The sequence below is a fragment of the Lentibacillus kimchii genome (assembly GCF_042666895.1).
GTDB lineage: Bacteria > Bacillota > Bacilli > Bacillales > Amphibacillaceae > Lentibacillus > Lentibacillus kimchii.
This window is the reverse complement of record NZ_JBHTGR010000050.1, coordinates 24,402-49,825: the sequence shown is the minus strand read 5'-3', so window position 1 is coordinate 49,825 and position 25,424 is coordinate 24,402. Positions and strand designations below refer to the sequence as shown.

Genomic DNA, 25,424 nt, shown 5'->3' with positions numbered 1-25,424 from the left:
ATCTCCTGCTCTATTGATCTTAATTTATTATACTTCGGCATAGATAGCCTGTTCCAATTCCTGCACAGCTACCTGGTACTGTGATTTACCGCCGAATTGTTTAATAATCTCCATGACAGAACCATGCTCGCTGAAATCATCTAACTTTAGCACATCCATACTTTCGATATTTTCTATACCTTCATCAGCATATTTATCCAGAAGCTTTTCCAAAACAGCTCTGGCCTGTTCTCCATACTGAGTAAAATAATCCTGTTTTTTGACGTTTCGGACCCTTTCTTGACGGGTTAAAGGTTTCTGGTCGAAAGCCACATGCATAATCAGATCAAAGGGATCATAGTCACGTCCAACAGTCCGCTCCAGTTCATCCAGCAGCACACCCTGATCCAGAAGCTCTTCGATAATCGCTTCTTTTTGTTCGGATGCCTGCCATTGGTTAAGAAATTCATCCATTGTACGATAGTTGTCCTGAACAGTATTTTTAGTATAATCTTTCAGTGATTCAGTTACCAGTTTTCCTTCTTCATTGTAATACTGGACTTTTTCGGAAAGAACGTTCACTTGTACATTATCAACGTAATAGGTTTTCACGTCGTAGTCATCGTTGCCATTAATACTTATATCAGGGGGAGTGTCATCAGGTATATCATAATCTCCCAGGCTTTCACCTATTTGTTCAGAAGGTATATCAGTGTCATCAGGCGGAACGGGCGACTCCCCATCATTTGGCTGATAAACCTGCACAGGTTCTCCATCGAAATCCGGATCCGCAAACAAATCGGTTACCCCGCGAAAGTCCATAATAGTAAACGAATGCTTGCCATATTCTTCGTTGATACGTGTGCCACGCCCTATAATTTGCTTAAATTCCGTTATGCTATTGATGTTCGAATCCAGTACAATCAATTTACAGGTTTGGGCATCCACACCGGTTGTCATCAGTTTCGATGTTGTCGCGATAACCGGATAAGTCTCTTCTGGGTGTATGAAATTATCAAGCTCCATTTTGCCTTCGTCTTTGTCACCTGTAATGCACATCACATATTTTGAATTCTCGTTAACCAGATCCTGATTTTCATTCATCAGAGCCTGCTGCATCCGTTCAGCATGATCAATATTCACACAAAAGATAATGGCCTTCTGATAACGATCAGTATGTTTCATATAATCTGAGACTTGTTTAGCAACCTGTTTAGTCCTTTCAGTCAGCACTAAGCCTTTATCAAAATCTTTTCGGTTGTACATCCGGTCCTCAATCACTTCGCCGTTCCTGTCTTTTTCGCCTTTATGAGGCCGCCATCCTTCCACATCCCGATCAAATAGATAGCGCACGACACGATAAGGAGCCAAAAAACCGTCATCGATCCCTTGTTTCAAACTATACGTATAAATAGGCTTGCCAAAGTAATCCATATTGGAGACATCTTCCGTCTCTTTTGGTGTTGCGGTCATTCCAATATGGGTTGCTTGATCAAAATAATTCAGAATCTCCCGCCATGCTGAATCATCACGAGCAGATCCCCGGTGGCATTCGTCAATCACAATCAAATCAAAAAACGTCGGCGAAAATTCCTTATAAATGTTTTTCCAGTCTTCGGCACCGGATACACCTTGGTACAGAGCCAGGTAAATCTCATAGGACTTATTAACTTCGTGGTTTTGGATCTTTGTCATTTTGTCCCCAAAATCTCTGAAATCATTATTCTTTGCCTGGTCAACCAGAATATTGCGGTCCGCTAAAAACAAAATACGCTTTTTTGCACCTGATTTCCATAATCGGTGAATAATGTGGAACGCAATCATGGTTTTGCCCGTTCCTGTTGCCGAAACCAGCAAAATACGGTCTTGCCCTTTTGCAACAGCCTCAACAGTACGATTTATTGCGATACGCTGATAATAACGGGGCGGCTTTTTATCCGGTCCGGTAAGATAGCCTTGTGTCACGATTTGTTCTTCCTCATCCGTAAATCCCTGACCAGTTCGATAGCGCTGCCATAATGTTTCAGGCGAGGGAAACTGATCAAGCGTGAGTTCGCGCGTTACCAGCTCGCCCGTTCCTGTACGATCGTGTTCCAAAAAACCTCTGCCATTCGAACTATAAACGAAGGGAATATCAAGAATTTCCGCATAGTCCAATGCCTGCTGCATGCCTGATCCAACAGAATGTGCAGCATCTTTTGCTTCAATAAGGGCTAACGGAATATTCGGCTTGTAATAGAGAATATAATCAGCACGCTTGCCTTTTTTCCGTGTGTATGATTTTCCCTTGGGAATGATCCTGCCATCAGTGAAACTGACTTCTTCGCGCATCTGTCTATGCCGATTCCACCCTGCTTGCTCAACAGCCGGTGTTATGTATTTCGTACAAATATCACGTTCCGATAGTGATATATCCATTTGATCCTCTCCTTCAGCCCAGCCGAAAGTCAATAAAACGTATTGATTTCATCTGCCGAATAGCAGTTTATATCAGTCAACACGATGAATGTTCACTTATGAATTTTGATTTTCTCTTATCCGTTTTTAAACAAGTGTCGTCATAGACTAAATTTTATCATATAGTCATATACTACATTAATACGGATTTTTCTCTAGAACTCTCTTTAAATCTTCCATAATCTGCTATAATATGAAATTATAGAGGATTAAGCCTATTTTTTGAAGTCATATCATTTTTGCGAAAGGAGCTCACAGATGAATTTCTGTACAGAATGCGGTCATCCATTAGGAGATCAGCATCAGTTCTGCACAAATTGCGGTGCGAAGCAGGAATCGGCTGACAGCAGCACCTCTGGGCAGGCCTCTGATCAGCCGCTCCACGATCAGACAGAGCACAGGCCACCGCCCCAGCAGCCATCCCGTTCAGCATCTAAATCAACCATAAACAAGCCACCAAACAAGCCCATGAAAAAGCGTACAAAAATTCTCTTGATTTCCGCCGCAGCCGTCGTGGTGGTTCTTTTTGGAACGCACATGGGATTGCAGGCATATTTTGACCCGATGGACGATCTGCAGGCAATGGATCAGGCGGCAGCCGAGGATGATGCTGCGACATTCACCAGTTACATAGACTTTACTGATGATCGTTTACTGGATAAGCAGGCTTATTTGGCATACATTCAGACCAACGAATGGGATTCAGCAAAAAAGCAGTATCGGCAGCTCATTGAAGAAGGGAATGACCTGACGCGCGATATTACCGATCGTAACGGCAGCACTCTGTTCACGGTCCAGCCGGACGATCATTTATTGGGCCTGTACACGACTTATTCGCTCAAGGCACAGCCGACTGAGCTGACCATGACAACGCCTCTGGAAGATACGGAGATGACGATTGATGAGGAAACCACAACAGGCAGCCCGGATGATCCGGGACGATTTAAGGCTTACCCGGGAACTTATGACCTCAATGCAAAAGCCAGCAATGCATATGGTGATTTCGCCATCGACCATTCGCTGGAGATTGAGTCACAGCAGGCTTATGAGTTAAACCTGGATTTCACTGGCGACACCTATGACTTCAGAACTAATCACAAAGATGCGATTTTATTCATTAATGGTGAGGAAACCGGCCAGAAACTGGGTGAGCTAGACGAACTCGGACCCATCCCAGACGACAGTGATATCAAGATGCATGCGGAATGGACGACGCCTGATGGAGACGTTATCAAGTCCAATACCGTCACACCTGATGACAACAAGATGTTTGGCGTCATTCCTTTTTCCTTTGCTGAGAACGAAGACACGAACAAGCATGCACGAAACACTATCCTCGACTTCCGATCGGACTATGAAAAAGCGCTGAACAGCAAGGATTACAGCCAGATTGCGTCGTATATTCAAAGCGGCAGTGAAGCCGAATCTGAACTCAAGGAATACATCGGAGACCTGGAAGATAAGGGATACAATTACAACTTCACAGCAAATAGCGTGCAAGACGTTGAGACGATTGATGAAGAGACACTGGAAGTTACGTCACGCGAACAATTTATCTTTACCAATCACCGCGGTAAAACAACCGATTACGACCGTATTAAAACATATACCGTAACAACGACTAACGATGCATATGAAATCAGTTCAATCGATTACGATGAAACCAATCGTGACGAAAATTAATCTTAGGAGGTCTATTGCGTTATGTTAATTTGTCCAAATTGCCAGCACCAGCAGACATCGGGAAACTTTTGTGGTGTATGCGGAAGTACTCTGGAAGCTGAGGCCGGTACAAATACAGCCAATCAGGATAATCATGAACAGACAGCCGCTGCGGCAGAGCCGGTTATGAACGAGCAGCCAGCCGATAATACCGGGGAAAAAATTAAAGATGGACTGAGCCATTACGGGCATTATTTTCTGAACCTGCTGAAAAACCCGTCGTTTGCTTTACAAACGCATGAAAACGAATGGCTTCAGGCACTGATCACCCTTGTTATAACCGCCCTGGCATCATCGCTGAGCATTTACTTCCTAATGGACTCTATGATCAATTCAGTGATGGGAACAATGATGGGAACGAATCTTCCTTTCTTTTCCACGATGCTGTCCGTGCTCACCGTATCTCTAATTATAATAGCCCTGGCTTTTGTCAGCACGCTCATCATGGCCAAAGCTGGCAGAACACCGGATTCTGCCAAAACGATTTTTACACAATTCGGAAGCATGACCGTTCCTTTTGCCACAGTTAACGCAGTCGCAATTTTGACCGCTCTGGCCGGCTCGTTTGTTTTTACTCTGTTGCTATTGGCAGCCTCGAACGGCTTATTGCTGTATGTGATTCCAGCGCTGATGGTGTACGACAAAACCAATTCAGTCAGCCGCACAGGTCCCAAAGTCTATCTCAGTCTCGCAGCTGTCTTAATTATGCTGCTGTTCATGTATGTCATCTCGCAACTATTTTTCTCGGAAATGATCAGCCAAATCACCAGTATGCTGAATACGCCAATGGGCTTTTAACGTGACATCGACATCATAATAAAGGGGCTGCTGAATGATCAGCGCCCCTCTTGTCATAGCTTATGCATTTAATCCAGCTTGATGTCTTCAACGTTACGCTCAACGATCCGTGCTTGTTTGATAGCAACGACATCACCACCCGATGATGTGAAAGCATTCTGTGCGATGATTTCCTCCATGGCAGCCTTAATGGCTTGCGGATCAGCCGGTTCGACCGGTTTTTCCAAGGAATAGGTTACAGTTCGGTCATCTTCGTTATAAAATTTCAATTCCAGCTTTTTCATTATGTCACCTCCCTCTCGTTACGTTAATGCTGTTTGCCACGTGACAGCAGGTGCTTAGACCCCTTCGTTCTCCATGATTTCAGAACTGTCCGTGCGTTCCACATCCAGCAGTGAACGCTCCTGCAATGGTGTTACAGCAGTGGCGATCGTATACAGCTGATCAGCTGTAGCGCCGGTCTTCACATTATTGAAGCCTTTCGTTTTGTAATGCTGCTTCCCGGTTTCCTCATCAACGCCATCATCCAAAACAAGGCGCATGCGGGAATCAACAAGCTGTTGCTTGGCCATATCCTCACCTCCTTTCACCCTTACAATCGGTAAGGGCAGCCAAACAGGGGCATGACGCTGCAATCATTTAGGCATGCAGCTTATACGTGCATGGTGCATAAATCAGATTCTGGTGCATATACTCACCTTTTAAGAGAAGATCATCCCACGGCGATTTCAGACTCATACCGAATCGGCGTATGAAGACAATAATCGACATGTTATCCCACATTTACACAATTGTAATCAAATACACATTTACTTCTAAAGCATTTCATAGTAAAATATGATTGATGATAGTTTATAAGGTTATAACTATATTATGAGATTGTAAAAACGCGAACCATAAAAATAATTGATCTAATGATCGTAGTGAAGACAAACGTTGAAGGCACTGCCCGATCATTTCCATGCACTCTCAAATGATTTTGCATGAGATAAGGCTTGATCTCTTTTTGTATCTCCTGATCGCCTTCGCTTGTGCCAGTGCTTTCGATAAATCCAGAGAGGAATTTTTTATGTCTGACGAAACGCGTAGAGGACTGTATAAACGGCGAAAACGAAAACTTCGAAAACGAGTCATTTTTATATTAATCCCAGTCATCCTATTACTTGCAGTTGCTGTTTACGCAACCTATATATATGTTAAAGCTGACTCGACCTTTTCCGAATCACATGTAGATGACGGCAAGGAAAAATCTGATCTGCGTGAACAGGCCGTGGATCCGACCGAAGATAATGTCTCGATTCTGATCGCAGGTGTCGACAATAACGACCTCCGCTACCACAATAGCAACCCACTAACGGATACGCTGATGCTGGCGACACTGAATAAAGATAAACAGAGTGTTAAGATGCTGAGTATTCCGCGCGATTCGCTTGTCTATATACCGGAGGCCGGCCAGAAAAGAAAAATCAACAGCGCCCACGCTATTGGCGGTATGGAAGCTACGCGAGATACGGTCGAGAATCTTTTGGACATTCCGGTTGATTATTATGTCAAACTCAATTTCAAAGCCTTTATTGACGTCGTTAATGCTGTTAATGGTATAACCGTTGATGTGCCTTATGAATTCAAGGAACAGGACTCTGAGGGTAATGCGAACGCTGTCCATCTCTATCCCGGTGAACAGAAGCTGAACGGGGAAGAGGCTCTTGCCTTCGCCCGGACACGTAAAAAAGATAATGATATTGAACGCGGCAAGCGTCAGCAGGAAGTTATTAAGGCTGTTGTTGATAAATCCGTATCGATCAAATCCATACTGAAGATCGACAATATTATTGACGCAGTCGGCAGCAATATGACAACAAACATGAAATTCGGTGAAATGAAAAGCTTTATTTCTTATGGCATGGCCGGCAAGGACCTTGACTTTGACACGTATACATTGCAGGGCAGCGATTATTGGCCAGGGGATGCGTATTACTGGAAAGTTGATCAGACCGAACTTGAGAAAACCAAACGTATGCTGAAACAGCATCTTGAACTGGAAACAGACATGTCATCACCAGGTAACAACAGCTCAACATCTTCCTCCAGCAATGGCGAACAGGCACCCAATTCCACCGGGAACTCGAATGGTGGGGAACAGTCGCCTGCCTCTGGGGGCGCAGCCAATTCATCCGGCTCTGCCTATTAGATACTAAACCAGCCTTAACCGGGCTGGTTTTTTAGATGCCTGTCTCCTTCTAAAACGGTGCAGGCGCCTTTTTCCTTTTAAATCTCCCTCAACGCGCCAGCCACACAAAAAAAGCCAGTGCATTGGCGCACTAGCTTTTAGTATTGTGATAAGCATGTCACAGTCGGGCCACTTCACGTTTTTCGAAAGACAACCCGCAGCAGAAATTCAAACACTTTTAAGATTCGTTTAAAACGAAGCGGCTGCTTCAGCAAGCGGTACAGCCATTCCAAATTCAGCTTAATCCATATATCAGGGGCACGTTTGGCTGTACCGGCCAGCACGTCAAAACTGCCGCCGACACCCATGAAGACACCCTTAGTGAATTTATCCCTGTGTTCTGCGATCCATAACTCCTGCCGCGGCAGACCCAGCGCAACAAAGATGAGATCAGCCTGAGCCGCAGCGGCGTTCTCGGCGACTTCTGGATCATCAAGCTGGAAAAAGCCGTGCTGCCGGCCGGCAATGGCGACATTTGGAAAACGCCGTTTCACTTCGGCGACAGCTCGTTCATTGACCGCTTCTTCCGCTCCCAAAAAATAGCAACTTAAGCCATGCTGGTCCGCAAAGGCAAGCAAGTCCAGCATCACATCAAAACCTGCCACCCGCTCCTCTAGTGGCTGCTTCATGATTTTGGCCGCCAGCAGGATGCCCGCACCATCCGGCACAATCACATCCGCCTGCTGGACACTCTGCTTATAGCGGGAATCCGAGCGCGTCTTCATCACTATTTCCGGATTGGCTGTGACTATATAGTAAGGCTGCTCCGCCAGCAGGCGCGGCTCAACATAGTCATTCACGAATGCTTGCTGGGTTGTGTTTCGAAACGTTATATCCATGATCGTAACACTATCATGCATGGCCTGACACCTTTCCATATGATCTAGGGGCGCTGCCGCAGCCCTTTCAAAAAATTAGTAAGCGGTTTGTAATCACTGTTAATCAGTTCCAGATTTTCAATTAGGACTTGCATTGTGAGTAACGTCACCGAAAAAATTAAGATCGACCCCCATACGGTGGTCATCGAAAAGAAAATCGCAGAGGTGCAAAACAGCGCATTAAGCGCATAGATGAACAGCACGGTTTGCCTGTGGGTGAACCCCGCTCGGATCAGCCGATGATGCAGATGGGCACTGTCCGGACTGCCAATTGGCTGCCGGTTGATAAACCGCCGTACGATCGCAATGAGCGTGTCCGAAATCGGAACGCCGACAATAAAAATCGGAATGATAAACGAAATAACAGTGACATTTTTAAAGCCAAGCAAAGCGAGTACGGCAATCATATAGCCTAAAAACAAGGCACCGGTGTCACCCATAAAAATTTTGGCCGGGTAAAAGTTGTAGGGTAAAAAGCCCGCGGTGCTGAAAAAGAGAATAAAGGCTATCGCTGCGACGTAGACATGTCCCATAATCACCGCCATCACGCCCAGTGTTAAAAGGGCAATAGCCGAGACACCGGCAGCCAGACCGTCCAGACCGTCAATCAGATTAATCGCATTGGTAATCCCGACAATCCATAAGACGGTCACGATGGAACTGAAAAAGCCAAATTCAATCTCACCGCCAAATGGCAGATTAATAAATTCCATCTGCAGCCCGCCCCAAAACACGACAAAAGATGCAACCGCAAGCTGGACAGCCAATTTAACTTTCGGCGGCAATTCGAAGACGTCATCAAAAAAGCCAAGCGCAATGATCACAAATGCGCCGGTCAAAATCGCCGTATGATAGTCCCCTACCGGCTGCAGCAGCAAAAGACCAATCAGAAAACTGACGAAAATGGCTATTCCGCCCAAAGTCGGTATTGGATTCGAGTGGACTTTCCGCTCGTTCGGTTTATCGGTTGCATTCAGCCGTTTGGCGAATGTCACTAAAAAAGGTGTTATAATTAACGATACAAGTATAGTTACCGAAGCTAATAGCACAATTCTGATCACTTGGCGCACCTCTTTTTACCTGAAACAGACATTTATATGCTAAACGTTCGCTTAATCGTTGCTCACACAATTCTATTCAACTATCTATTATATACCCTTTTAATAAAAGTAGCCATAGAGAATTTTCCAGATTGGCGCTGACCAGATTCGGACTGACGGACCCAGCAGACAATCCATTGGCTTCAGTGCCCGCTGATGGCCTATACTGAAATAAGCTCCGTGCTGTGCGTGGAAATCGTCCAACGGCACACCGGATTAACGTATTGGAGGAATTGTTATGCCTTTAAATTTTGCCCATCGCGGCTCTTTAACCGAAGCACCGGAGAATACACTGCCGGCCTTTCAAAAAGCCCTTGACCGGGGCGTGCGAGCGATAGAACTGGATGTGCAGCTGACAAAGGATAACCATTTAGTCGTCTCACACGATCACCACTTCACCCGCTTTAACCCAGCCATTCAGGGGACGATCAAGGATTATACCCTTGAAGCCGTCCGGCGCATTGATGTCGGGTCCGCCTTCAGCCAGGATTTCGCCGGTGTCAGTCTGCCCACGCTTGACGAAGTGCTGGCCATCTGTCCGGAAACGGTCCTGCTCAATATTGAGATCAAAAATATTCCTGTATTATATGAGGGAATTGAACGGCGTTTGCTGGAGACGCTGGAGGCGCATAATCGGGGGAATGTCATGATTTCCTCGTTTGACCATGTTGCCTTGAAACGGATTCAGACGCTTAATCCGGCCATCGACCTGGGCATGCTTTTCTATTACCGGCTGCTGCGCCCGTGGGACTATGCTGTCTCGAGTGGCCTCCGTATCCGCAGTCTGCATCCGAATCAAGTCTATGTTGATCAAACGTTTGTTCAAGCCTGCAGGCAGCTTGGTTATGAGGTTTATCCGTTTACAGTTAATGATCCAGCGCGCTATCAGGAGCTGGTTGACGCTGGTGTGGATGGGGTGTTTTCAAATAATCCAGCTATATTCGGGGCCTAAATACAAAAACACCCTGCTTTTGCCAGGGCGTTTTTGTATAGAGCTTATAAATAATCAATAAAGTGTCGGCGGAATTTCATATGCAAAGCCGAACCGATGATAAACAGCACCGCCACCAGCACCCAGAAATAGAGCGTATACTCCCACTGGGTCACAGCGTACCATTCTGTCCCAAACAACGAATGCCGGTAACCCTGAACAAGATAAAAAAGCGGATTCAATTTCATCAGATTCATCAGCCATTCCATATTACCCAGAATCGAGATCGGCCATAAAACACCAGAAAGATACAACAGCATGCGGAGCGTTGAGTTTAGAAACATGTGCACGTCTCTGATAATGGTTGATAAGGTGGATGTAATCAGCGACAGCGCAAAAATAAATACAAAAGCCGCAACAATAAAATAAAGCAGCTGGACATAATGACTATTGATATAATACCCGTTAAACTGCAATATAATAATCACAATCCCCATCATGGCCAAATGGATATAGAACTTGGACGAGATGACAAAAGCTGGTATCACACTCATCGGAAAGTTCATTTTGGACAGGATCCCTAACCGGCTATAGATTGATTTTGATCCCTGAACAGTACCCTGATAGAAAAATAACCAAAGGAAAAAGGCCGTCAGCAGCCAGAAGAAAAAGGGTATATCCATGTCGCCCACAGCGACATCATCCCGGGTGCGGAGCGTACCAAACACGAACCAGTAAATTAAAATTTGGATAGCCGGGTTCAGAACTTCCCAGGCCATCCCCAGGTAATTATTCCGGTTCTGACTTTTCATCTCATATAGTGAAAGCCTTCGGATAAGATGAAAATAATTCACCTGTTCCTTGATGACATTAATGGCAGATTTCATAGACATTTCCTTTCGAGCCACAGAACATCATACGTTAATAAATTCATGGTAGATTATACAGGGGAATAAGGCAAAAGACAATCAGAAATTACGCTGACAATATGTGCTCACAGCCTTATAAACGTGTGCAGCACACGAAACCTCCTTATTAAGAGAACAGTTCTGCCCTTATAACAAGAGCAGAACTGTTCGGTTTAACTATTTAACAAACGATTCATGCATCCAGACGGTCTGGCCGTCGAGCTGGCCGCGATACCACGTGTTGTGACCGACTTTTTCCGTCAGATAGACATGGAAGGTCTCCCCTGCATAGTCCGACAAATCATACACCAGGTTTTTGTCACCGCCCCACGCTGTATCATAGCCATGGCCGGTGCCTTTGACCGTGAATGTTTTCGATTTCTTATCGACACCGACATGTTTATGGGTCGACATATCAGCTGTTTTGACCCAGCCGATCGTACCTTTCGTGCTGCTTGCCTTCGTGCTGATCAAATAGTACGTATCACCAGCGAATAACGCTTGTTCTTTAATATAGTAGACGCGATTCAAATAATCTTGAGCACTGAAGGCTGACGACGGGTCGCCAACCGAATTATAAATGGTGGCTCCTGATCTTAAATGGCCCAGCCGGCTGATAGGTGATGTGTCAACTTTGGTTACGAAACTTTCATGCACAAAGATTCGTTCACCTTTGAAGTCGCCGCGATACCACGTGTTATGGCCGACGGTTTCCGTTTTATGAGCATGGAATTCCGCGCCTTTGTAATCGGACAGATCATACACATGATCTTTGGAGCCGCCCCACGCTTTCGTGAAGGCATCACCGTCTCCATTAAACACAAACGTTTTTGACTTGCGGTCAGCGCCTTTGTGGGCATGGGTCGACATGCTGTCCGCTTTGACCCAGCCGATCGTGCCTCTCGTGCTGCTCGCCTTCGTGCTGATCAGGTAATAAGTCTGATTACCAAAGGAAGCCTTCTCTTTAATATAGTATACAGCATTCAGATAATCATCTGAACTGAAGGCTGTCGACTCATCCCCGATCGTTTCATAAATCAATGCACCGCTATGCAGATGACCCAGTTTACTGGTTGGGCTGGTTTGTTTCGTCGTGACTTTGCTTTCATGCAGCCAGACTGTTTTCCCGTCCAAATCACCGCGGTACCAGATATTGCTGCCGACCTTTTCCGTCAGATTCACGTTAAATTCATCATTCTGACGGTTCGCTAAATCATAAACGTGATCCTCAGAGTCGCCCCACGCTTTCGTGTAAGCACTGCCGGTTCCGTCAATATAAAAGGTCTTATCCTGCTTATCAACCCCCGTATGGGAATGGGTCAGCATATCTGACGCCTGAATCCAGCCAATCGTGCCTTTCGTGCTGCTTGGCTTTTCACTGATTAAATAATAGGTGTTCCGTCTTACATCAGCCTGCTTTTTAATGTAGTACACTTTATTTTCGTATCGACTGGCTTCTTCACCCGGAGCATCAGCCCGCAACGTGTCATAAATCGTGGCATCATGCCGCAGATGGCCGAGTTTGCTGGTCTTCTCATTCTTAACAAGATAGCTTTCATGGATCCATACTTCCTGGCCGTCCAGGTTGCCGCGATACCACGTATTATGGCCGACAGCTTCCGTCAGATTCACGTTAAAGGTTTCGCCGGTATGGTTGCTTAAATTGTAGACGTGATCATCCGAGCCACCCCAGATTTCGGCATACGCATTGCCGCTGCCATAGACTTTAAATGTCTTCTGCTTTTTATCCACGCTGGTGTGTTCATGCGTCTTCACATCGCTGGCCTGAACCCAGCCGACTGTCCCGTCTTGGGCACTTGGCTTCCGGCTGATTAAATAATATTGTTTGCCGCTTAGTTTGGCTTCAGCTTTAATATGGAATACCTCATCAGTCCGCTTGGAGCCTGCCTTCTGATAGGTGTCCAGCTTTGTCGGATCATCATAAATCCGCGCGCTGCTGGCATTAATATGGCCCAGTTTGCTGGTGTTTTTGCTATGGTGACGAACCTTCTCCTCAAACTTGGTTCCCACAAGGGCGACGAACTCGTTCCAGTCATAGCCCCATTTGTCAAAATAAGCATGCGGGTCAGTGTGAGTCGTGCCACCAAGGTAATCACTCACTGCCCGATGGGACCATAATGAGCCTTCACCATCACTAACGGCACTGTCGACGCCTGTATTATATTTATACAGAATAGAAGCAATGTAATCGGAATAATTATTGATCGATTTAGCAAACGCGTCAAATGTATCGGCGCGCACCAGTTCTACATGGACGAAACGCTCGTTGGCAAAGCGCCCGGCACCCCATGCAGCCCGGTCTGTCGGGTGTATTTCAATGGTTTGTTGATCGTTGACAAATGCATGAACAAAGGCGCTGTTATAATTCCGGCTCATATAGTCGATTTCATTGCGAATCGTCGTATTGTCATTAGCCGTCTCGTGTGCTACAACGCCCTCAACAGCACCCTTGCCATGACGATAGTTGAAGCGCGGAAAATCAAGATTATGTTCATATTTCACCGAAGCAGGATCCATATCTCTAATATAATCATTGACATCCGGGTAGGTCGAAAAGGCCGATACATTTCCCGATTTGGACTCCGGTTTTTCGCCTTCCTGCGCGTTCTTGTCGGCGTCTTCTTCAGAATGGCCATCCCGCCAGGCTTTTGGTATGTACTTAAGTTCATCATCTGTTAAGTCACTAATATCTTCCCCATTCACGATTGTTCCGTTGTCAATGTCTTCTGCATTTGTGTCTTCAGCGGCAAAACTATTAACGGGCCATAATGATGCCATTAGTGCCAGAGACACAGCCAGCAAGCTTGTTTTTTTCATGTAGATCCTCCTGATATGTATGTTTATAAGCGTCCTCTTAATCCCGGAAACTCTCAACCGCTAAAAGATTGCCAGACTCACTAACAAAGCACCTTGATCCAGGCTGTTCTCCCCTGAATCAAGGCACTTCATAAAACTGGATTTCATTTACTTATACTGCGGCACATTGTACATCAGACGATAATTATCAAGCAGATTATAGATTCTGCTCATGTAGCGCGTCTGTTTATAAGCCCAGCCGATATCCGTAGCATACTGGTGGAATGATGGATGGTCATGATTGTCCGCATAAGCCGGATTCCAGCGCATTTGGTACAGGGTGCTCTGTCCGCTGTCGATGTAGCCGTGATCGATATAGTCAGCACCGCCCATAATGGCTTTATCAATCGAGAACCATCCTTGCTTATAAGCATATTTCGCTCCGGATTCTACCGCGCTGTCATCGTGTGCTTTGACGCCGAATAAGTTGTGAACTGTTTTAATGGCTGTCAGATCATCCTTGTTGTCGGATGTTACAAGCTGCGGATCGTCATCCTCATCCAAGCCGACTTCAATGCCCGTTGCGAGATCAGACGCACCATTCCCCGTCTCAAGAATCGCATGTGACATTAAATAGACTTCATTAACATCATGCTCACTGCCAGCCTTCACAAACTGCTGCGCTTGGCCGGCCAGCACACCTTTATTTTTCAGAATGCTGTCATTCACTTCTGAAACATCAATTTTGGCACTTTGAGTCAGTTCGACAAATTGCAGGGAGCCCCGGAAATTGCCTTCAAAGTTATCCGGATCCATATAGTAAGCTACGTCATCATGGCTTGCGGATTCGAAGCCGGACGATGTCCCCTCATCGGTTTTATTCGTTTTTTCCATTTGTTTATCGACCATATCATTCAGGGTCATATCGTACTGGCTCTTATTTTCATGGGCCACGTAGGCTTCATGTATCCAGATCCGCTCACCTTTGAAATCACCGCGGTACCACGTGTTTTGACCAACTGTTTCGGTCTTGTGAACTTGGAAAATGTCACCTTTGTAATTAGACAAATCATAAACTTTGTCTCTCGGGCCGCCCCAAGCTTTCGCATAGGCATTTCCAGGCTTGGTGATAAAAAAGGATTTACGTTTACGGTCTTTCGCCTTGTGGACATGTGTTGACATGTCACTGGCTTTAACCCAGCCGATGACACCACGCGTGCTGCTCGGCTTCTCACTGATTAAATAGTAAGTCCGGCTGCCGGCTTGAGCCTGTCGTTTAATGTAATAAACCGCATTATCGTAATCGTCCCCGCTGAACGAGGCTTCAGATCCATAAATCATAGAACCGCTGCGCAAATGCCCTAATCGGCTGGTCGGGCTTTCATTCAGCTTGGTGACATAATTCTCGTGCACCCAGATGCGTTCGCCATTAAAGTCGCCGCGATACCACGTGTTATGGCCGACCGTCTCGGTTTTATGGACATGGAAAACGTGACCTTTGAAATTGGAAAGGTCATAAATGTGGTCTTTCGAACCGCCCCAGGCTTTCGCATAAGCATTGCCGGAGCCTGTGAACGCGACCGTTTTCGGCTTGCGGTCTTTCGCCTCATGGACATGTGTCGACATGTCACTTGCCTTGACCCAGCCAATAACGCCACGCGTGCTGCTGGCCTGCTCACTGATCAGGTAGTAACGTTTGTCACCGGATTTGGATTTGGCCTGTTTTTTAATATAGTAAACAGCATCCTTATAATCTTCTCCGCTGAACGAGGCTTCAGATCCATAAATCATAGAGCCGTTGCGCAGATGCCCCAATTTGCTGGTCGGGCTTTCGTTCAGCTTGGTGACATAATTCTCATGCACCCAGATTCGTTCACCTTTGAAGTCGCCGCGATACCACGTGTTATGGCCGACTGTCTCGGTTTTATGGACACGGAACACATGGCCTTTGAAATTGGAAAGATCATAAATGTGGTCTTCCGAACCGCCCCAGGCTTTTGCATAGGCATTGCCGGAACCTGTGAACGCGACCGTTTTCGACTTGCGGTCTTTCGCTTTATGGACATGTGTCGATATGTCACTTGCCTTGACCCAGCCAATAACACCACGTGTGCTGCTGGCCTGCTCACTGATCAGGTAATAAAGCTCATTGCCTGCTTCAGCCTGTTCTTTAATGTAGTAAACAGCATCGAGGTAGTCATCCGAACTGAAGGCTGTACTCGCTTTGCCAGCCTGTTCATAGATAGACGCTCCTGCGTGCAGATGACCGAGTTTGCTCGCAGGGGAGGTCGTCACATTCGTCACAGACTGCGCGCTGATTGACGCCTGTTCCGGATCAGATGGTTTTGGAGACGGCTGCTCGGCAGTCACATCTGTGTCATCATCTGTTTCCGGCTGCTGAGCTTCTTCATCATCTGCAGACTGCCCCTCGTCAGTCTTTTGCTGCTCTGCTTCCGGGTCGGTCATTTCGTGATCTGACGACGATGTCTGATTTGAAGACGGGCTGTCTTCGGTGTCAGCTTCCCTCGCCTGATCATCATCCGCTTGGTCGTTTGAATCAGTGTCAGCTGACGGCTGCTTGTCCGATTTATCAGCATCTGCAGCGGATTCATCCTGTTCAGCTGTCTGTTCATCACTTGAAACCGGCTGATTGTTTTCGGCTGCAGCGGCTGCTTCGGGCTGATCGGATTCAGCCTGTGCATCAGTGTTGGCTGCGAACACACTAGAAGGCGCAACCGTACTGCACAGCAGGCATACAGCTAACACGATTGATAACTTTCTCATTTTATACCCCCATGCGACAATCGTGTGTTGTCTTGTATTTGCTAGATTAATAGTCAGACTGGACCTTCCTGTATTGTCAGAATATTAATCTACTCCGTGGCTATTATACTAGGAAAAAAATGAAATGGAAACCTTAATATGACAACTTTCATCAAATACTGCCATACGTATTCGCACGAACTGCGGCGTGTATTAACATAAAATACATGTTTATATTAGTTGACTTTCATAGTATAATAGCAATTAGTCTTCTAGGTATATAATGATTGGAAATAGAAGCAGCACACAAAGACTGAATAACGATCATACAAATAAATGAGGTCATAAACGGGAGGTTCTGTGACATGAAGAAAGTGATCACATACGGTACATTTGACTTGCTGCATGTCGGTCATATTAATATTTTACGGCGTGCCAAGGCATATGGTGATTATTTAATCGTAGCTATTTCGTCTGATGAATTCAACGCCCTTAAGCATAAACAGGCCTACTACACGTTTGAACAGCGCAAAGTGATTCTGGAAGCCATCCGCTATGTCGATGAAGTCATACCCGAGCATAACTGGGAGCAAAAGGCGGAAGACATTAATAAACATGATGTTGATGTGTTTGTTATGGGTGATGACTGGAGAGGTGAATTTGACTTCCTGAAAGACTCCTGTGAGGTTGTCTATTTGCCGCGGACAGTGGGAATATCAACAACTAAAATCAAATCTGATTTAAATATGACCAATGATGTTTAGAGAACTGGCCATTACGCTGTATCTGTTTGCTTTTCGCGTTATGTTTATGATCTTTAAACGGTTTCCCCAGAAGAAGAAAACAACATTTGTTGCTTCATTTGGGGAAAATATTTTGTACAGCGCAAGGGCACTTGAAAAGCAGACAGATGATCAGGTTGTTATTCTCAAAACTTCCCATTGCAGCACAGACTTCCGCACACCAACGAGAATTATAAGAACATTTGAGGTCAGCCGCATGCTGGACTGGCTGCGTTCTGTCTATCATTTGGCCACATCCCATGCGATTATTGTCGATAACTACTACGGGTTTCTGGCCGCCGCAGACTTCAAGCCAAATGTCCGCTGCATCCAGGTTTGGCATGCTGCCGGAGCCATTAAGAAATTCGGATTGGAAGACCCATCGAATCACTATCGTTCAAAAAGCGCGAATAAACGTTTCCGGAAAGTATATAGCCAGTTTGATTCGGTCGTCACTGGCTCAGACAATATGGCATCCATTTTCAAGCGGAGTTTCAACGTATCTGAAGAGCGTATTTTACGGACAGGCATACCAAGGACCGATTTCTTTTTCGATGAAGCGGCAAAACAGGAATCACGCGATGCATTAATTGCGGAATACCCGGTGCTGTATGACAAAAAAGTGCTGTTATATGCGCCGACTTACCGCGATGACACCATCGATATCAAGGATATACAACTGGATATCGATAAAATGCACCATGCTCTTAAACATGACTGCGTACTGCTCCTGCGCTTGCATCCGGCGGTCGAAAATGCGTTTCAGAATAAGTACCCTGGCTTTGTATTTAATGTATCCGGCCAGCATTCACTTAATCATCTTCTATTGGTAACGGATATTTTAATTACGGATTATTCATCTATTCCATTTGAGTTTTCACTTTTAAACAGGCCAATGGTGTTCTTCGCTTATGATCAGGAACAATACACGGAAGAACGCGGCTTTTGGGGATCCTATGAAGAACTTGTCCCTGGTCCTGTTGTCACGCATACTAATGAACTGATCAGCGTCATTGAACAGAATACGTTTGATTTCGAACGCATTAAGTCATTTGCGGATGAATGGAATCAATACTCACAAGGGACTGCAAGCGACAGTCTGATTAAAGCCGTCTATCAAACAGAAGACAGAACTTATGACGTTGTCCGTGAAGCCTAACCCGGAGGCAGTGATTGCCTCCGGGTTTTTAAAAAGCATACGTTTTCTCCATGAATTGAAAGATATGGCCTGGCATAATGATACTAGCGCAAGATCATAATTGGAGGTGGTGCACATGTCACTCAAACGATTGGCCGCCTATACAGGACTTGCTGGCATCTTTTGGCTGCTGGGACGCCGGCGGGTACAGGCACCGGGCAAGACGACAGTGATCACCGGGGTTCCCGCCTACAAACAATACCCCGAGCTGCCGACTGGATGTGAAGCTGCATCGCTCGCGATGCTGTTAAGCTGGGGACACGGCGAACCAGTGACAACATACACTGCAGCGGACAGCTTGAAGCAAGGTGACAAGGTCCATATGGCAGATGGCCAGCTCAAAGGTGCTCATCCTAATCAAGCGTTTGTCGGTGATCCGTATACCGATTCGGAAGACGGCAGCTACGGTGTGTTCGAAGGCCCGGTTCTGGAAGCACTGGAAACATTTATGCCCGGCCGCGGTGCTGATCTCTCAGGCAAACCATTCACAGCACTTATTGACATCATCCGCTCAGGCAGGCCCGTGCTCGCCTGGACCACACTGGCGCAGCGTGACACCTATTACGGACTGTCCTGGACCGCTCCGGATGGTCAGGTTATCGACTGGTATGAAAACGAACATGCTGTGGTGCTTATCGGAATCGATGCTGAGCACGTTATCTGCCATGACCCGCATACCGGAGAAGCCGAATTTTATGACCGGCAGCGCTTTGTCCGGAACTGGCAGTCTATGGGCAGACGAGCCATAACACTGACAGACAAAGCCGGCCATTAGAGCTAGCTGTCCACCGCATTATCTATTTCACGAATCTAGCGTCTATGGTAGAATAAGTGCAACGCCAAACAATGCCAGACAATAAGGAGCGGAAACATGAAAAAAATTTTAACCATCTCTGCCGTCGTTGTTGTTGCAAGCCTTGCATTTGTTTTTTTCTTTCTAAATAATGATACAAATCAGGAAGCGGACAACCATTCAAAAGATAGCGAGGCAGCAGAAAAACAGAAAGAAAAGCCTTACCCATACCCACCGAAAAAGGCTTCTAAACGCCTGGATAAACAAGAGAAGCTGGAAGCCACTATGGCGGATGAGAGTGAGGGCAGCACATTAAGTAATCCTTATGTCAAGCTGGATCCTTATGACCGAAGCCCGCTTGCAGCCTTGGTTGTTTTTGATACAGAGCAAGCAGCCAAAGTATCCTTTACCGTCAAGGGCAAGGACGCATCATCCACTATTTCCAATACAATTGATGATTATAGAACCCATCATGAGCTGGCTGTGTTAGGGCTTTATCCTGATCAGGACAATAAAGTGACCATTACAGCTGAAACAGAAGACGGCGACACATCCGAAAAAACGATCACGATTACAACTGAGAAATTACCGGATTACATTCCAACGGTTAACATTAAAACCGCTAAAAAAGACAAAATGGATATCCAGCCAAATGAGCTGACATTTGCTATACCGAGCACCAAATATAATTACGGCTTTGACACAAATGGTGATATCCGCTGGTATGGATCGGGCTATAACAGCCACATTTTCCACGAACTGGACAATGGTCACTTATTGTATCTGGGCAAGGATGACAATAGCGGAGGCGCTTATAATCGCCTGTTTGAAACCAATTATTTAGGCAAGTTATACAATGCCTTCAAGATCAGTGAAGAGGTTGCTGAAGCCGAATCTGACGGAATGGAGTCAACCCTGATACACCATGACGCTGCTGAATTGCCATCAGGAAATCTTCTTCTTACTGTCAATGATGATGAAGGCACGTATAAGGAAGATACGATGATCGAAATCAACCGTAAGACCGGCGATGTCGTCAACCAAATTGACTTAAAAGATCTGTTTCCAGCTGATGCGTATGAAGAATATGGCGGCAACGATTTTAAACCTGGCGATGATCCAGTAGATTGGTTCCATCAGAATGCCGTCGTTTATGATGATGATGATAACAGCATTATCATTTCTGGACGGAACAGTGACACCGTCATGAAAATTGATTATGAAACGGAAGAAATCCAATGGATCCTTGCTTATCCGGAAGACTGGGATAAGCAAATGGAACAATATTTAGTTGAGGGACAGGGCGACGACTTTAAATACCCGGCAGGCCAGCACGATGTCCGCATCCTGCCTGATTTTGACGATAATCCGGACACCATCGATTTGCTGCTGTATGACAATAATACCGTTGTGACGCGTGGTAATGAGGACTTATCCAAGGAATTCAGCGCTGCATCGCACTACCGGGTTAATGAAAAAACCAAGGAAGCCAAATTGATCTGGACATATGGTGAAGAACGCGGTGAGGACTTTTTCACTAATATTATTGGCAGTGCCCGCTACCAGCCAAATACCGGCAACGTGCTGATAGGATTTGGTCATGTGGACGAAGGCAACCAGAGCAATATTGTCGAAGTGACGCATGATGACGATGCCAATGTCGTCTTTGAGGCAGAAATGGACGACTTTCCTTCAGGTGCCTGGGTATATCGCGGTGTCCGTCACCAATTATATACCGACACCTGGGAAAATACCGCTTCCTTTCTTGAATAGAACGATTTAAAAGGCAGCGGCAATAACAATTATAAATAACAAGCAAAAAGGTGGCTGGGACAAAACCCTCGCTGAATGAAAATGATAAGCATAGTACGAAGCTGGGACAAAAAGTACGAACCACTTGCGTGACTGAACCGCTCCGGAGAAAGACGTCGCTTTCCGCGGGCGGCTGGTGAGCCTTCTCGCGCTGGCGCGCTCCGGGGTCTCACCTATCCTTTGCTCCCGCAGGAGTCTCCGTCTTTTCCTCCGCTAAATCGGAGCATGTTCGACGCTTGAGGTATTCATTTTCGTTATGTCCCAGCCCCCTTTCAATGTTGTATGCTGCTATGCAATGCACCAGTCGTGTCCAGTTTGCTGGATCCATGCCATGTTAAAACGTCAGGAAATCTTTGTAGATCAATAATTAAGTATGACTCTTGTTTTTCTTAAAATTTATAGAAATATAAATATGACTGGTAATATTAAAGCTATCCCTAGACAAATAATAGCAGCTGCTTTTGATTGCTTAGTAATTCTCTCATCTTTTTTATGCAGGCTCTCAATAAAGGATAGAGTGAAATAAAAGCTGGAAATAGTTAGTAATACCGAAATAATTGCTATCCAACCCACCACAGACATAATACCTCCTCTAATAGTTATGAACTCTCACCAATCTGGCCCGATTCAGGCACAGTGTTTATTCAGCAACGGCACTTGCTTGTTCAATTACTTTCTCTAGGGGCAGGTAAGAATTTTGTGAAATAAGCGGCTAAGATTATTAGAAAAAAGCTTATAGTCCAGGATAATAACCCCATAAAATTAAACCAATAAGCTGAGATATTTATCAAAGCTACAAGCAAAAAGCAGATTGACGTTAACGCACTTTTTACACCTGAGGCACCTACTTTTTTTCTTTTTTAATTATAAATGGTATGACAACTATAAAAGCGACTATTGAGATTATATATAACACATTTAAGATCATTTTTTTAGCTCCTTATCAAACAATCTGGCCTGTTTATGGCACGGTACTTAACAATTATTTTAACATAAAAGGTCTCGTACCTTTGAAACAATTAGAGAAAAAAGTAAGTGTATTTAAAAAATTCATTAAAATATACAGAGGAGTGTAAACCTTATTAAAAACAGGGATGCTCAATCATATATAATTGGCACCCCTGTTTCATATACTGTTTTTTTGTTTTCTTCCCTGCTGAACCCGTTACGGTAACTCAGATTTAATCCTGATGTTTCATTTTGATTTCTTTTGAGCCCAGGATCAGATAGTTAAGCTCGTCCGTCGGGATTTGCTGCAATTCTTTGCGATGCGTCAGATAAAAGATAGCTCCGAGCACAATCCAAACGATGAGTGCGATGAACGATTCTTTGCCTAGTGCAGCTGGTGAACCTGGAATGAGCAGGAGTGCCAGAAAGGCAATGCTCGCTGCCATACCGAGGGCTGCAAATACTTTCTTTACCGGTGCGACACTATATTTATCCGTGTTGAAATCACGGTTTCCGGACCACAAGAATAGCCTGAACGCCGTAAAACAAGTATAAAAGTAAGCAATCGTTACACCAACCGAAGACATATCCACGACCCATGTCAGAGCCTCACGCCCAAACCATGGTGCCACCATCGCCACACCAACCGTGAAGATGATGCTGACATGCGGCGTTTCATACTTGGGATGCAACTTGGAGAATATCGATGGAAGAACCCGGGCGCGTGACATCGCGAATAGCAAACGGCTGGCTGACATAATAAAACCGTTCAGTCCGGTGAAAATGCCCATCGTCAAGCCTGCAACCAGAATAACAAGGCCGGCATTGCCGAGCAGTCCCTGAATGGCTGCACCCGTTCCCCACGTTTGATCTTGGGCAACGAGACTCTGCCACGGCGCAATCATAGACGTGGCAAACACCATCAGGCCGTAGAGCAGCGCTGCAAAGAAAATGGCCAAAATGATTAAACTAAAAGCTTTTCGCGAGGAAAAATGAAATTCCTCGGCCGCCTGCGGAACATTATCAAAACCAACATAAGCCCACGGCGCAATGGCCACAATCGAAATGATCGCCGCAAATGCGGTTTTATCGGTTGTGAATAATGGCTGCACATTGGAAAGACCTGATCCAGGCTGGACACCTACCATGACCGTAATCGCAATCACACTAAGTACCATAATGGTGCAAAACACAAACTGCATCCGGCCGGAAAGACTGGATCCCCGAATATTAAAGTAACCGAAAATTCCCAGCAGCACCGAGGCAATCAGCACTTCCGTGAAGTGAACATTCCAGCCGGCAATCGTATACATATGCATCGTGTTAAGGATCGACGGAAACACAAATTTGATCATCAGAGCAAATGCCGAAGCATTTAGCGCGACAATACACAAATAGCCCAGCGTCAGAAACCAGCCGCTGATAAACGCATGTGTGCGTCCCAGACTGATATACGAGTAAGCGAATTCGCCGCCTGATACCGGAAAACTTTTAACCATAAAACCGTAGCTTACAGCAATCAGCATCATGAGCAGTGCACCGATGGACAGCCCGATAATGACGCCCATTGGGCCAGCTGTATCCATCCAATTGGTGGGCTGCACAAACACGCCCCAGCCGATTGATGAGCCCAGGGCTATCGCCCAGACCCAATGCGGCTTTAACGATTGCTTTAAGGTTGTACGCTTTTCCATGATTTATCTCCTTTTTGCATTTGATTGAGACTATCCTGTTGGCTATACCAGACTTTACTGCCGTTTGCAAAATCAGATGGCAACAATGATTCAGACAGGCTTGCAATGCTTACGGGGTCAGCTGCTATGTTAAAAATCAGCTGATATCAGCTGATTTTTACTAACTGGGCGCTACTGATCATGCCGCTAATAATTCTTTTCTTAACAGCCATTAAAACGAACCGGAAATGACGTTCCCTTGAAACATCGTTACTAAACGTTCGCGCCGTCTGGCTACTACTTCTGCCGAGCAGGTGGCATCGGCAAATGTAAAGCTCGCCTCATCGCCAATGTGCGGCCAAACCTGTTCGCCGGCTTCATTCAGAGGTGTCTTGCCGCCCGTGATAAATGACAGCGTCTGACTGAGGGATCGTTCATCCACCCACTGGGAAACTTCGGCCAAACGATTGGCCCGTTCTAATACATCGCCATTGCCGAATGGTGACCATACATCAAAAATATTATCACAGCCAAGCGCGACGTTGACACCACGTCCGGCAAGCAGAGGAAGCGGCGGGAACCGGCCGTCAATCGGCACATTGGAAATAATCGCAATTCCTGCCTCCTGCAATTGCTCGGCCATTTCTGCCGCCTGTGACACCGGAATATCTCCGAGTCCAAAAGCGTGACTGACCGATACATTTCCCTGCAGTCCGGCTTCCTTCGTTAATTGTGCTAAACGCTGCATTGTAAAAATGCCTAAATGACCAGCATCGTGTAAATGCAAATCAATGCCGGCATTTTCCGTTGCCGCAAGCTCAACCGTAGTTTGCAGCGACGTTTCAATATCACCGTCCACCATTGCAGGATCAACACCGCCCACATAGTCTGCACCATTTCGAAGCGCGTCTCTAACCAGATCTTGTGCCCCGGAGCGCAGTAAACCATGCTGCGGGAATGCTACCAGCTCAGACGATAACTGACCTTCATAGGTCTCCAGCGCTTTTTGCACTTCCTCCAGGTTCGTTAGCCCTGCTTCCGGGTAAATGTCGACATGACTGCGCACATGCGTCACACCAGATGATGCGTAACAATTAAGCAGCTTCTCAGCACGCGTCTGCGTCGTTGTCTCCAATGATGACAAGACATTTTTCTCAATGTCAAAACGCTCGAAAATACTGTCAACAAGTGTGACCGAACGCCACTGATCACCCAGCAGTGTCTTGTCCAGATGACAGTGTTTTTCAATAAACGAAGGGATCAGCAGCAGGCCACCGGCATCTGTTTGAGGTAAATCATCCGTCAATGAATCGGCAGCCGGGACAACCTGGCTCACCTTCCCATCCTCGATCAGTAGATTAAACAAGTCTGTTGCCGTTCCCGTTATTCTGCCTTGAAACGTTTGATAGCCTGTCTCCAATAATGCATTTGTAAGCCAAAACGCCGTCGTCATGATAATCGGTCCTTTCCATTGTCAGCCTCATGGTGATCCGTTCTAATTCAACCGTTGACGCATGTCATTCTACAGCAAATGGTCGCTATTTTCTATAAATAAGGCTGACCCTGTATCATCACCGAACCGACACCGAACGTGCAAAAATCTCACACAGGATCTTATATAAAAAATCACCCACC

19 protein-coding genes are annotated in these 25,424 nt (G+C 45.8%); 8 read left to right on the top strand and 11 right to left on the bottom strand.

The genetic code is table 11. The features are described 5' to 3' along the window. Positions 1–27 precede the first annotated feature (27 nt). Positions 28–2,397 (bottom strand): EcoAI/FtnUII family type I restriction enzme subunit R, encoded by a 2,370-nt coding sequence (gene hsdR, locus ACFQU8_RS10420; RefSeq protein WP_382359630.1) that lies wholly within the window; start codon positions 2,395–2,397, stop codon positions 28–30. A gap of 297 nt (positions 2,398–2,694) precedes the next feature. On the opposite strand from hsdR, the gene ACFQU8_RS10415 reads away from it, so the two are divergent. Then, positions 2,695–4,119: a TcaA NTF2-like domain-containing protein gene (locus ACFQU8_RS10415; RefSeq protein WP_382359627.1), complete on the top strand. Its 1,425-nt coding sequence runs from the start codon at positions 2,695–2,697 to the stop codon at positions 4,117–4,119. Between the two features lie 21 nt (positions 4,120–4,140). Further along, the gene (locus ACFQU8_RS10410; RefSeq protein WP_382359624.1) at positions 4,141–4,956 is read left to right on the top strand and encodes a hypothetical protein; all 816 of its coding nucleotides are present in this window, start codon (positions 4,141–4,143) and stop codon (positions 4,954–4,956) included. Between the two features lie 68 nt (positions 4,957–5,024). On the opposite strand, the gene ACFQU8_RS10405 is transcribed toward ACFQU8_RS10410, so the two are convergent. From ACFQU8_RS10405 to ACFQU8_RS10395, 3 genes are all read right to left on the bottom strand, one after another. Then, entirely contained in the window at positions 5,025–5,240 is a 216-nt protein-coding gene (locus tag ACFQU8_RS10405; protein WP_382359621.1) for a DUF2922 domain-containing protein, read from the bottom strand. Positions 5,241–5,294: 54 nt separating this feature from the next. Further along, positions 5,295–5,528, bottom strand: a complete 234-nt coding sequence (locus ACFQU8_RS10400; RefSeq protein WP_382359618.1) for a DUF1659 domain-containing protein — start codon at positions 5,526–5,528, stop codon at positions 5,295–5,297. Positions 5,529–5,595: 67 nt separating this feature from the next. Next, positions 5,596–5,739, bottom strand: a complete 144-nt coding sequence (locus ACFQU8_RS10395) for a hypothetical protein (protein WP_382359615.1) — start codon at positions 5,737–5,739, stop codon at positions 5,596–5,598. Between the two features lie 286 nt (positions 5,740–6,025). On the opposite strand from ACFQU8_RS10395, the gene ACFQU8_RS10390 reads away from it, so the two are divergent. Beyond that, on the top strand, positions 6,026–7,147 hold the full coding sequence (locus ACFQU8_RS10390; protein ID WP_382359612.1) for an LCP family protein: 1,122 nt from the start codon (positions 6,026–6,028) through the stop codon (positions 7,145–7,147). 173 nt (positions 7,148–7,320) lie between these two features. Here ACFQU8_RS10390 and ACFQU8_RS10385 read toward each other — a convergent pair whose 3' ends face one another. Beyond that, positions 7,321–8,046: a WecB/TagA/CpsF family glycosyltransferase gene (locus tag ACFQU8_RS10385; protein ID WP_382359609.1), complete on the bottom strand. Its 726-nt coding sequence runs from the start codon at positions 8,044–8,046 to the stop codon at positions 7,321–7,323. A gap of 23 nt (positions 8,047–8,069) precedes the next feature. Beyond that, entirely contained in the window at positions 8,070–9,125 is a 1,056-nt protein-coding gene (locus ACFQU8_RS10380; protein ID WP_382359606.1) for a glycosyltransferase family 4 protein, read from the bottom strand. 277 nt (positions 9,126–9,402) lie between these two features. Here ACFQU8_RS10380 and ACFQU8_RS10375 point away from each other — a divergent pair, with 277 nt between their 5' ends. Next, on the top strand, positions 9,403–10,116 hold the full coding sequence (locus ACFQU8_RS10375) for a glycerophosphodiester phosphodiesterase (protein WP_382359603.1): 714 nt from the start codon (positions 9,403–9,405) through the stop codon (positions 10,114–10,116). 44 nt (positions 10,117–10,160) lie between these two features. Here ACFQU8_RS10375 and ACFQU8_RS10370 read toward each other — a convergent pair whose 3' ends face one another. The 3 genes from ACFQU8_RS10370 to ACFQU8_RS10360 form a co-directional block, all read right to left on the bottom strand. Next, on the bottom strand, positions 10,161–10,982 hold the full coding sequence (locus ACFQU8_RS10370; protein WP_382359600.1) for an ABC transporter permease: 822 nt from the start codon (positions 10,980–10,982) through the stop codon (positions 10,161–10,163). 198 nt (positions 10,983–11,180) lie between these two features. Then, positions 11,181–13,841, bottom strand: coding sequence for a peptidoglycan recognition protein family protein (locus ACFQU8_RS10365; protein WP_382359597.1), 2,661 nt, complete (start codon positions 13,839–13,841; stop codon positions 11,181–11,183). A gap of 147 nt (positions 13,842–13,988) precedes the next feature. Then, positions 13,989–16,604, bottom strand: a complete 2,616-nt coding sequence (locus ACFQU8_RS10360; RefSeq protein ID WP_382359594.1) for an N-acetylglucosaminidase — start codon at positions 16,602–16,604, stop codon at positions 13,989–13,991. A 344-nt stretch (positions 16,605–16,948) separates the two neighbouring features. Between ACFQU8_RS10360 and tagD the strand changes: the two genes are divergently transcribed. The 4 genes from tagD (at position 16,949) to ACFQU8_RS10340 (ending at position 21,129) form a co-directional block, all read left to right on the top strand. Next, the gene (gene tagD / locus ACFQU8_RS10355; protein ID WP_382359591.1) at positions 16,949–17,347 is read left to right on the top strand and encodes a glycerol-3-phosphate cytidylyltransferase; all 399 of its coding nucleotides are present in this window, start codon (positions 16,949–16,951) and stop codon (positions 17,345–17,347) included. Continuing rightward, positions 17,337–18,524 carry a CDP-glycerol glycerophosphotransferase family protein gene (locus tag ACFQU8_RS10350; protein ID WP_382359588.1) on the top strand — a complete coding sequence of 396 codons (1,188 nt, stop codon included), beginning with the start codon at positions 17,337–17,339 and terminating at the stop codon, positions 18,522–18,524. Before tagD ends, ACFQU8_RS10350 begins: the two co-directional genes overlap by 11 nt. Before the next feature lie 115 nt (positions 18,525–18,639). Then, entirely contained in the window at positions 18,640–19,338 is a 699-nt protein-coding gene (locus ACFQU8_RS10345) for a C39 family peptidase (RefSeq protein WP_382359585.1), read from the top strand. Positions 19,339–19,434: 96 nt separating this feature from the next. After that, positions 19,435–21,129, top strand: a complete 1,695-nt coding sequence (locus ACFQU8_RS10340; protein WP_382359582.1) for an aryl-sulfate sulfotransferase — start codon at positions 19,435–19,437, stop codon at positions 21,127–21,129. Between the two features lie 1,220 nt (positions 21,130–22,349). Here ACFQU8_RS10340 and ACFQU8_RS10335 read toward each other — a convergent pair. Together ACFQU8_RS10335 and ACFQU8_RS10330 are read right to left on the bottom strand one after the other, a co-directional pair. Continuing rightward, a complete protein-coding gene (locus ACFQU8_RS10335) occupies positions 22,350–23,810 on the bottom strand; it encodes an APC family permease (RefSeq protein WP_382359579.1) in 1,461 nt (486 codons plus the stop codon). A 211-nt stretch (positions 23,811–24,021) separates the two neighbouring features. Then, positions 24,022–25,242, bottom strand: coding sequence for an amidohydrolase (locus ACFQU8_RS10330; RefSeq protein WP_382359576.1), 1,221 nt, complete (start codon positions 25,240–25,242; stop codon positions 24,022–24,024). Positions 25,243–25,424: the final 182 nt, after the last annotated feature.

What these genes read in the sequence shown, in the direction of transcription:
- hsdR (WP_382359630.1), bottom strand. Translation starts at nt 2,397, where the DNA reads ATGGATATATCACTATCGGAACGTGATATTTGTACGAAATACATAACA.
- ACFQU8_RS10415 (WP_382359627.1), top strand. Translation starts at nt 2,695, where the DNA reads ATGAATTTCTGTACAGAATGCGGTCATCCATTAGGAGATCAGCATCAG.
- ACFQU8_RS10410 (WP_382359624.1), top strand. Translation starts at nt 4,141, where the DNA reads ATGTTAATTTGTCCAAATTGCCAGCACCAGCAGACATCGGGAAACTTT.
- ACFQU8_RS10405 (WP_382359621.1), bottom strand. Translation starts at nt 5,240, where the DNA reads ATGAAAAAGCTGGAATTGAAATTTTATAACGAAGATGACCGAACTGTA.
- ACFQU8_RS10400 (WP_382359618.1), bottom strand. Translation starts at nt 5,528, where the DNA reads ATGGCCAAGCAACAGCTTGTTGATTCCCGCATGCGCCTTGTTTTGGAT.
- ACFQU8_RS10395 (WP_382359615.1), bottom strand. Translation starts at nt 5,739, where the DNA reads ATGTGGGATAACATGTCGATTATTGTCTTCATACGCCGATTCGGTATG.
- ACFQU8_RS10390 (WP_382359612.1), top strand. Translation starts at nt 6,026, where the DNA reads ATGTCTGACGAAACGCGTAGAGGACTGTATAAACGGCGAAAACGAAAA.
- ACFQU8_RS10385 (WP_382359609.1), bottom strand. Translation starts at nt 8,046, where the DNA reads ATGCATGATAGTGTTACGATCATGGATATAACGTTTCGAAACACAACC.
- ACFQU8_RS10375 (WP_382359603.1), top strand. Translation starts at nt 9,403, where the DNA reads ATGCCTTTAAATTTTGCCCATCGCGGCTCTTTAACCGAAGCACCGGAG.
- ACFQU8_RS10370 (WP_382359600.1), bottom strand. Translation starts at nt 10,982, where the DNA reads ATGAAATCTGCCATTAATGTCATCAAGGAACAGGTGAATTATTTTCAT.
- ACFQU8_RS10365 (WP_382359597.1), bottom strand. Translation starts at nt 13,841, where the DNA reads ATGAAAAAAACAAGCTTGCTGGCTGTGTCTCTGGCACTAATGGCATCA.
- ACFQU8_RS10360 (WP_382359594.1), bottom strand. Translation starts at nt 16,604, where the DNA reads ATGAGAAAGTTATCAATCGTGTTAGCTGTATGCCTGCTGTGCAGTACG.
- tagD (WP_382359591.1), top strand. Translation starts at nt 16,949, where the DNA reads ATGAAGAAAGTGATCACATACGGTACATTTGACTTGCTGCATGTCGGT.
- ACFQU8_RS10350 (WP_382359588.1), top strand. Translation starts at nt 17,337, where the DNA reads ATGATGTTTAGAGAACTGGCCATTACGCTGTATCTGTTTGCTTTTCGC.
- ACFQU8_RS10345 (WP_382359585.1), top strand. Translation starts at nt 18,640, where the DNA reads ATGTCACTCAAACGATTGGCCGCCTATACAGGACTTGCTGGCATCTTT.
- ACFQU8_RS10340 (WP_382359582.1), top strand. Translation starts at nt 19,435, where the DNA reads ATGAAAAAAATTTTAACCATCTCTGCCGTCGTTGTTGTTGCAAGCCTT.
- ACFQU8_RS10335 (WP_382359579.1), bottom strand. Translation starts at nt 23,810, where the DNA reads ATGGAAAAGCGTACAACCTTAAAGCAATCGTTAAAGCCGCATTGGGTC.
- ACFQU8_RS10330 (WP_382359576.1), bottom strand. Translation starts at nt 25,242, where the DNA reads ATGACGACGGCGTTTTGGCTTACAAATGCATTATTGGAGACAGGCTAT.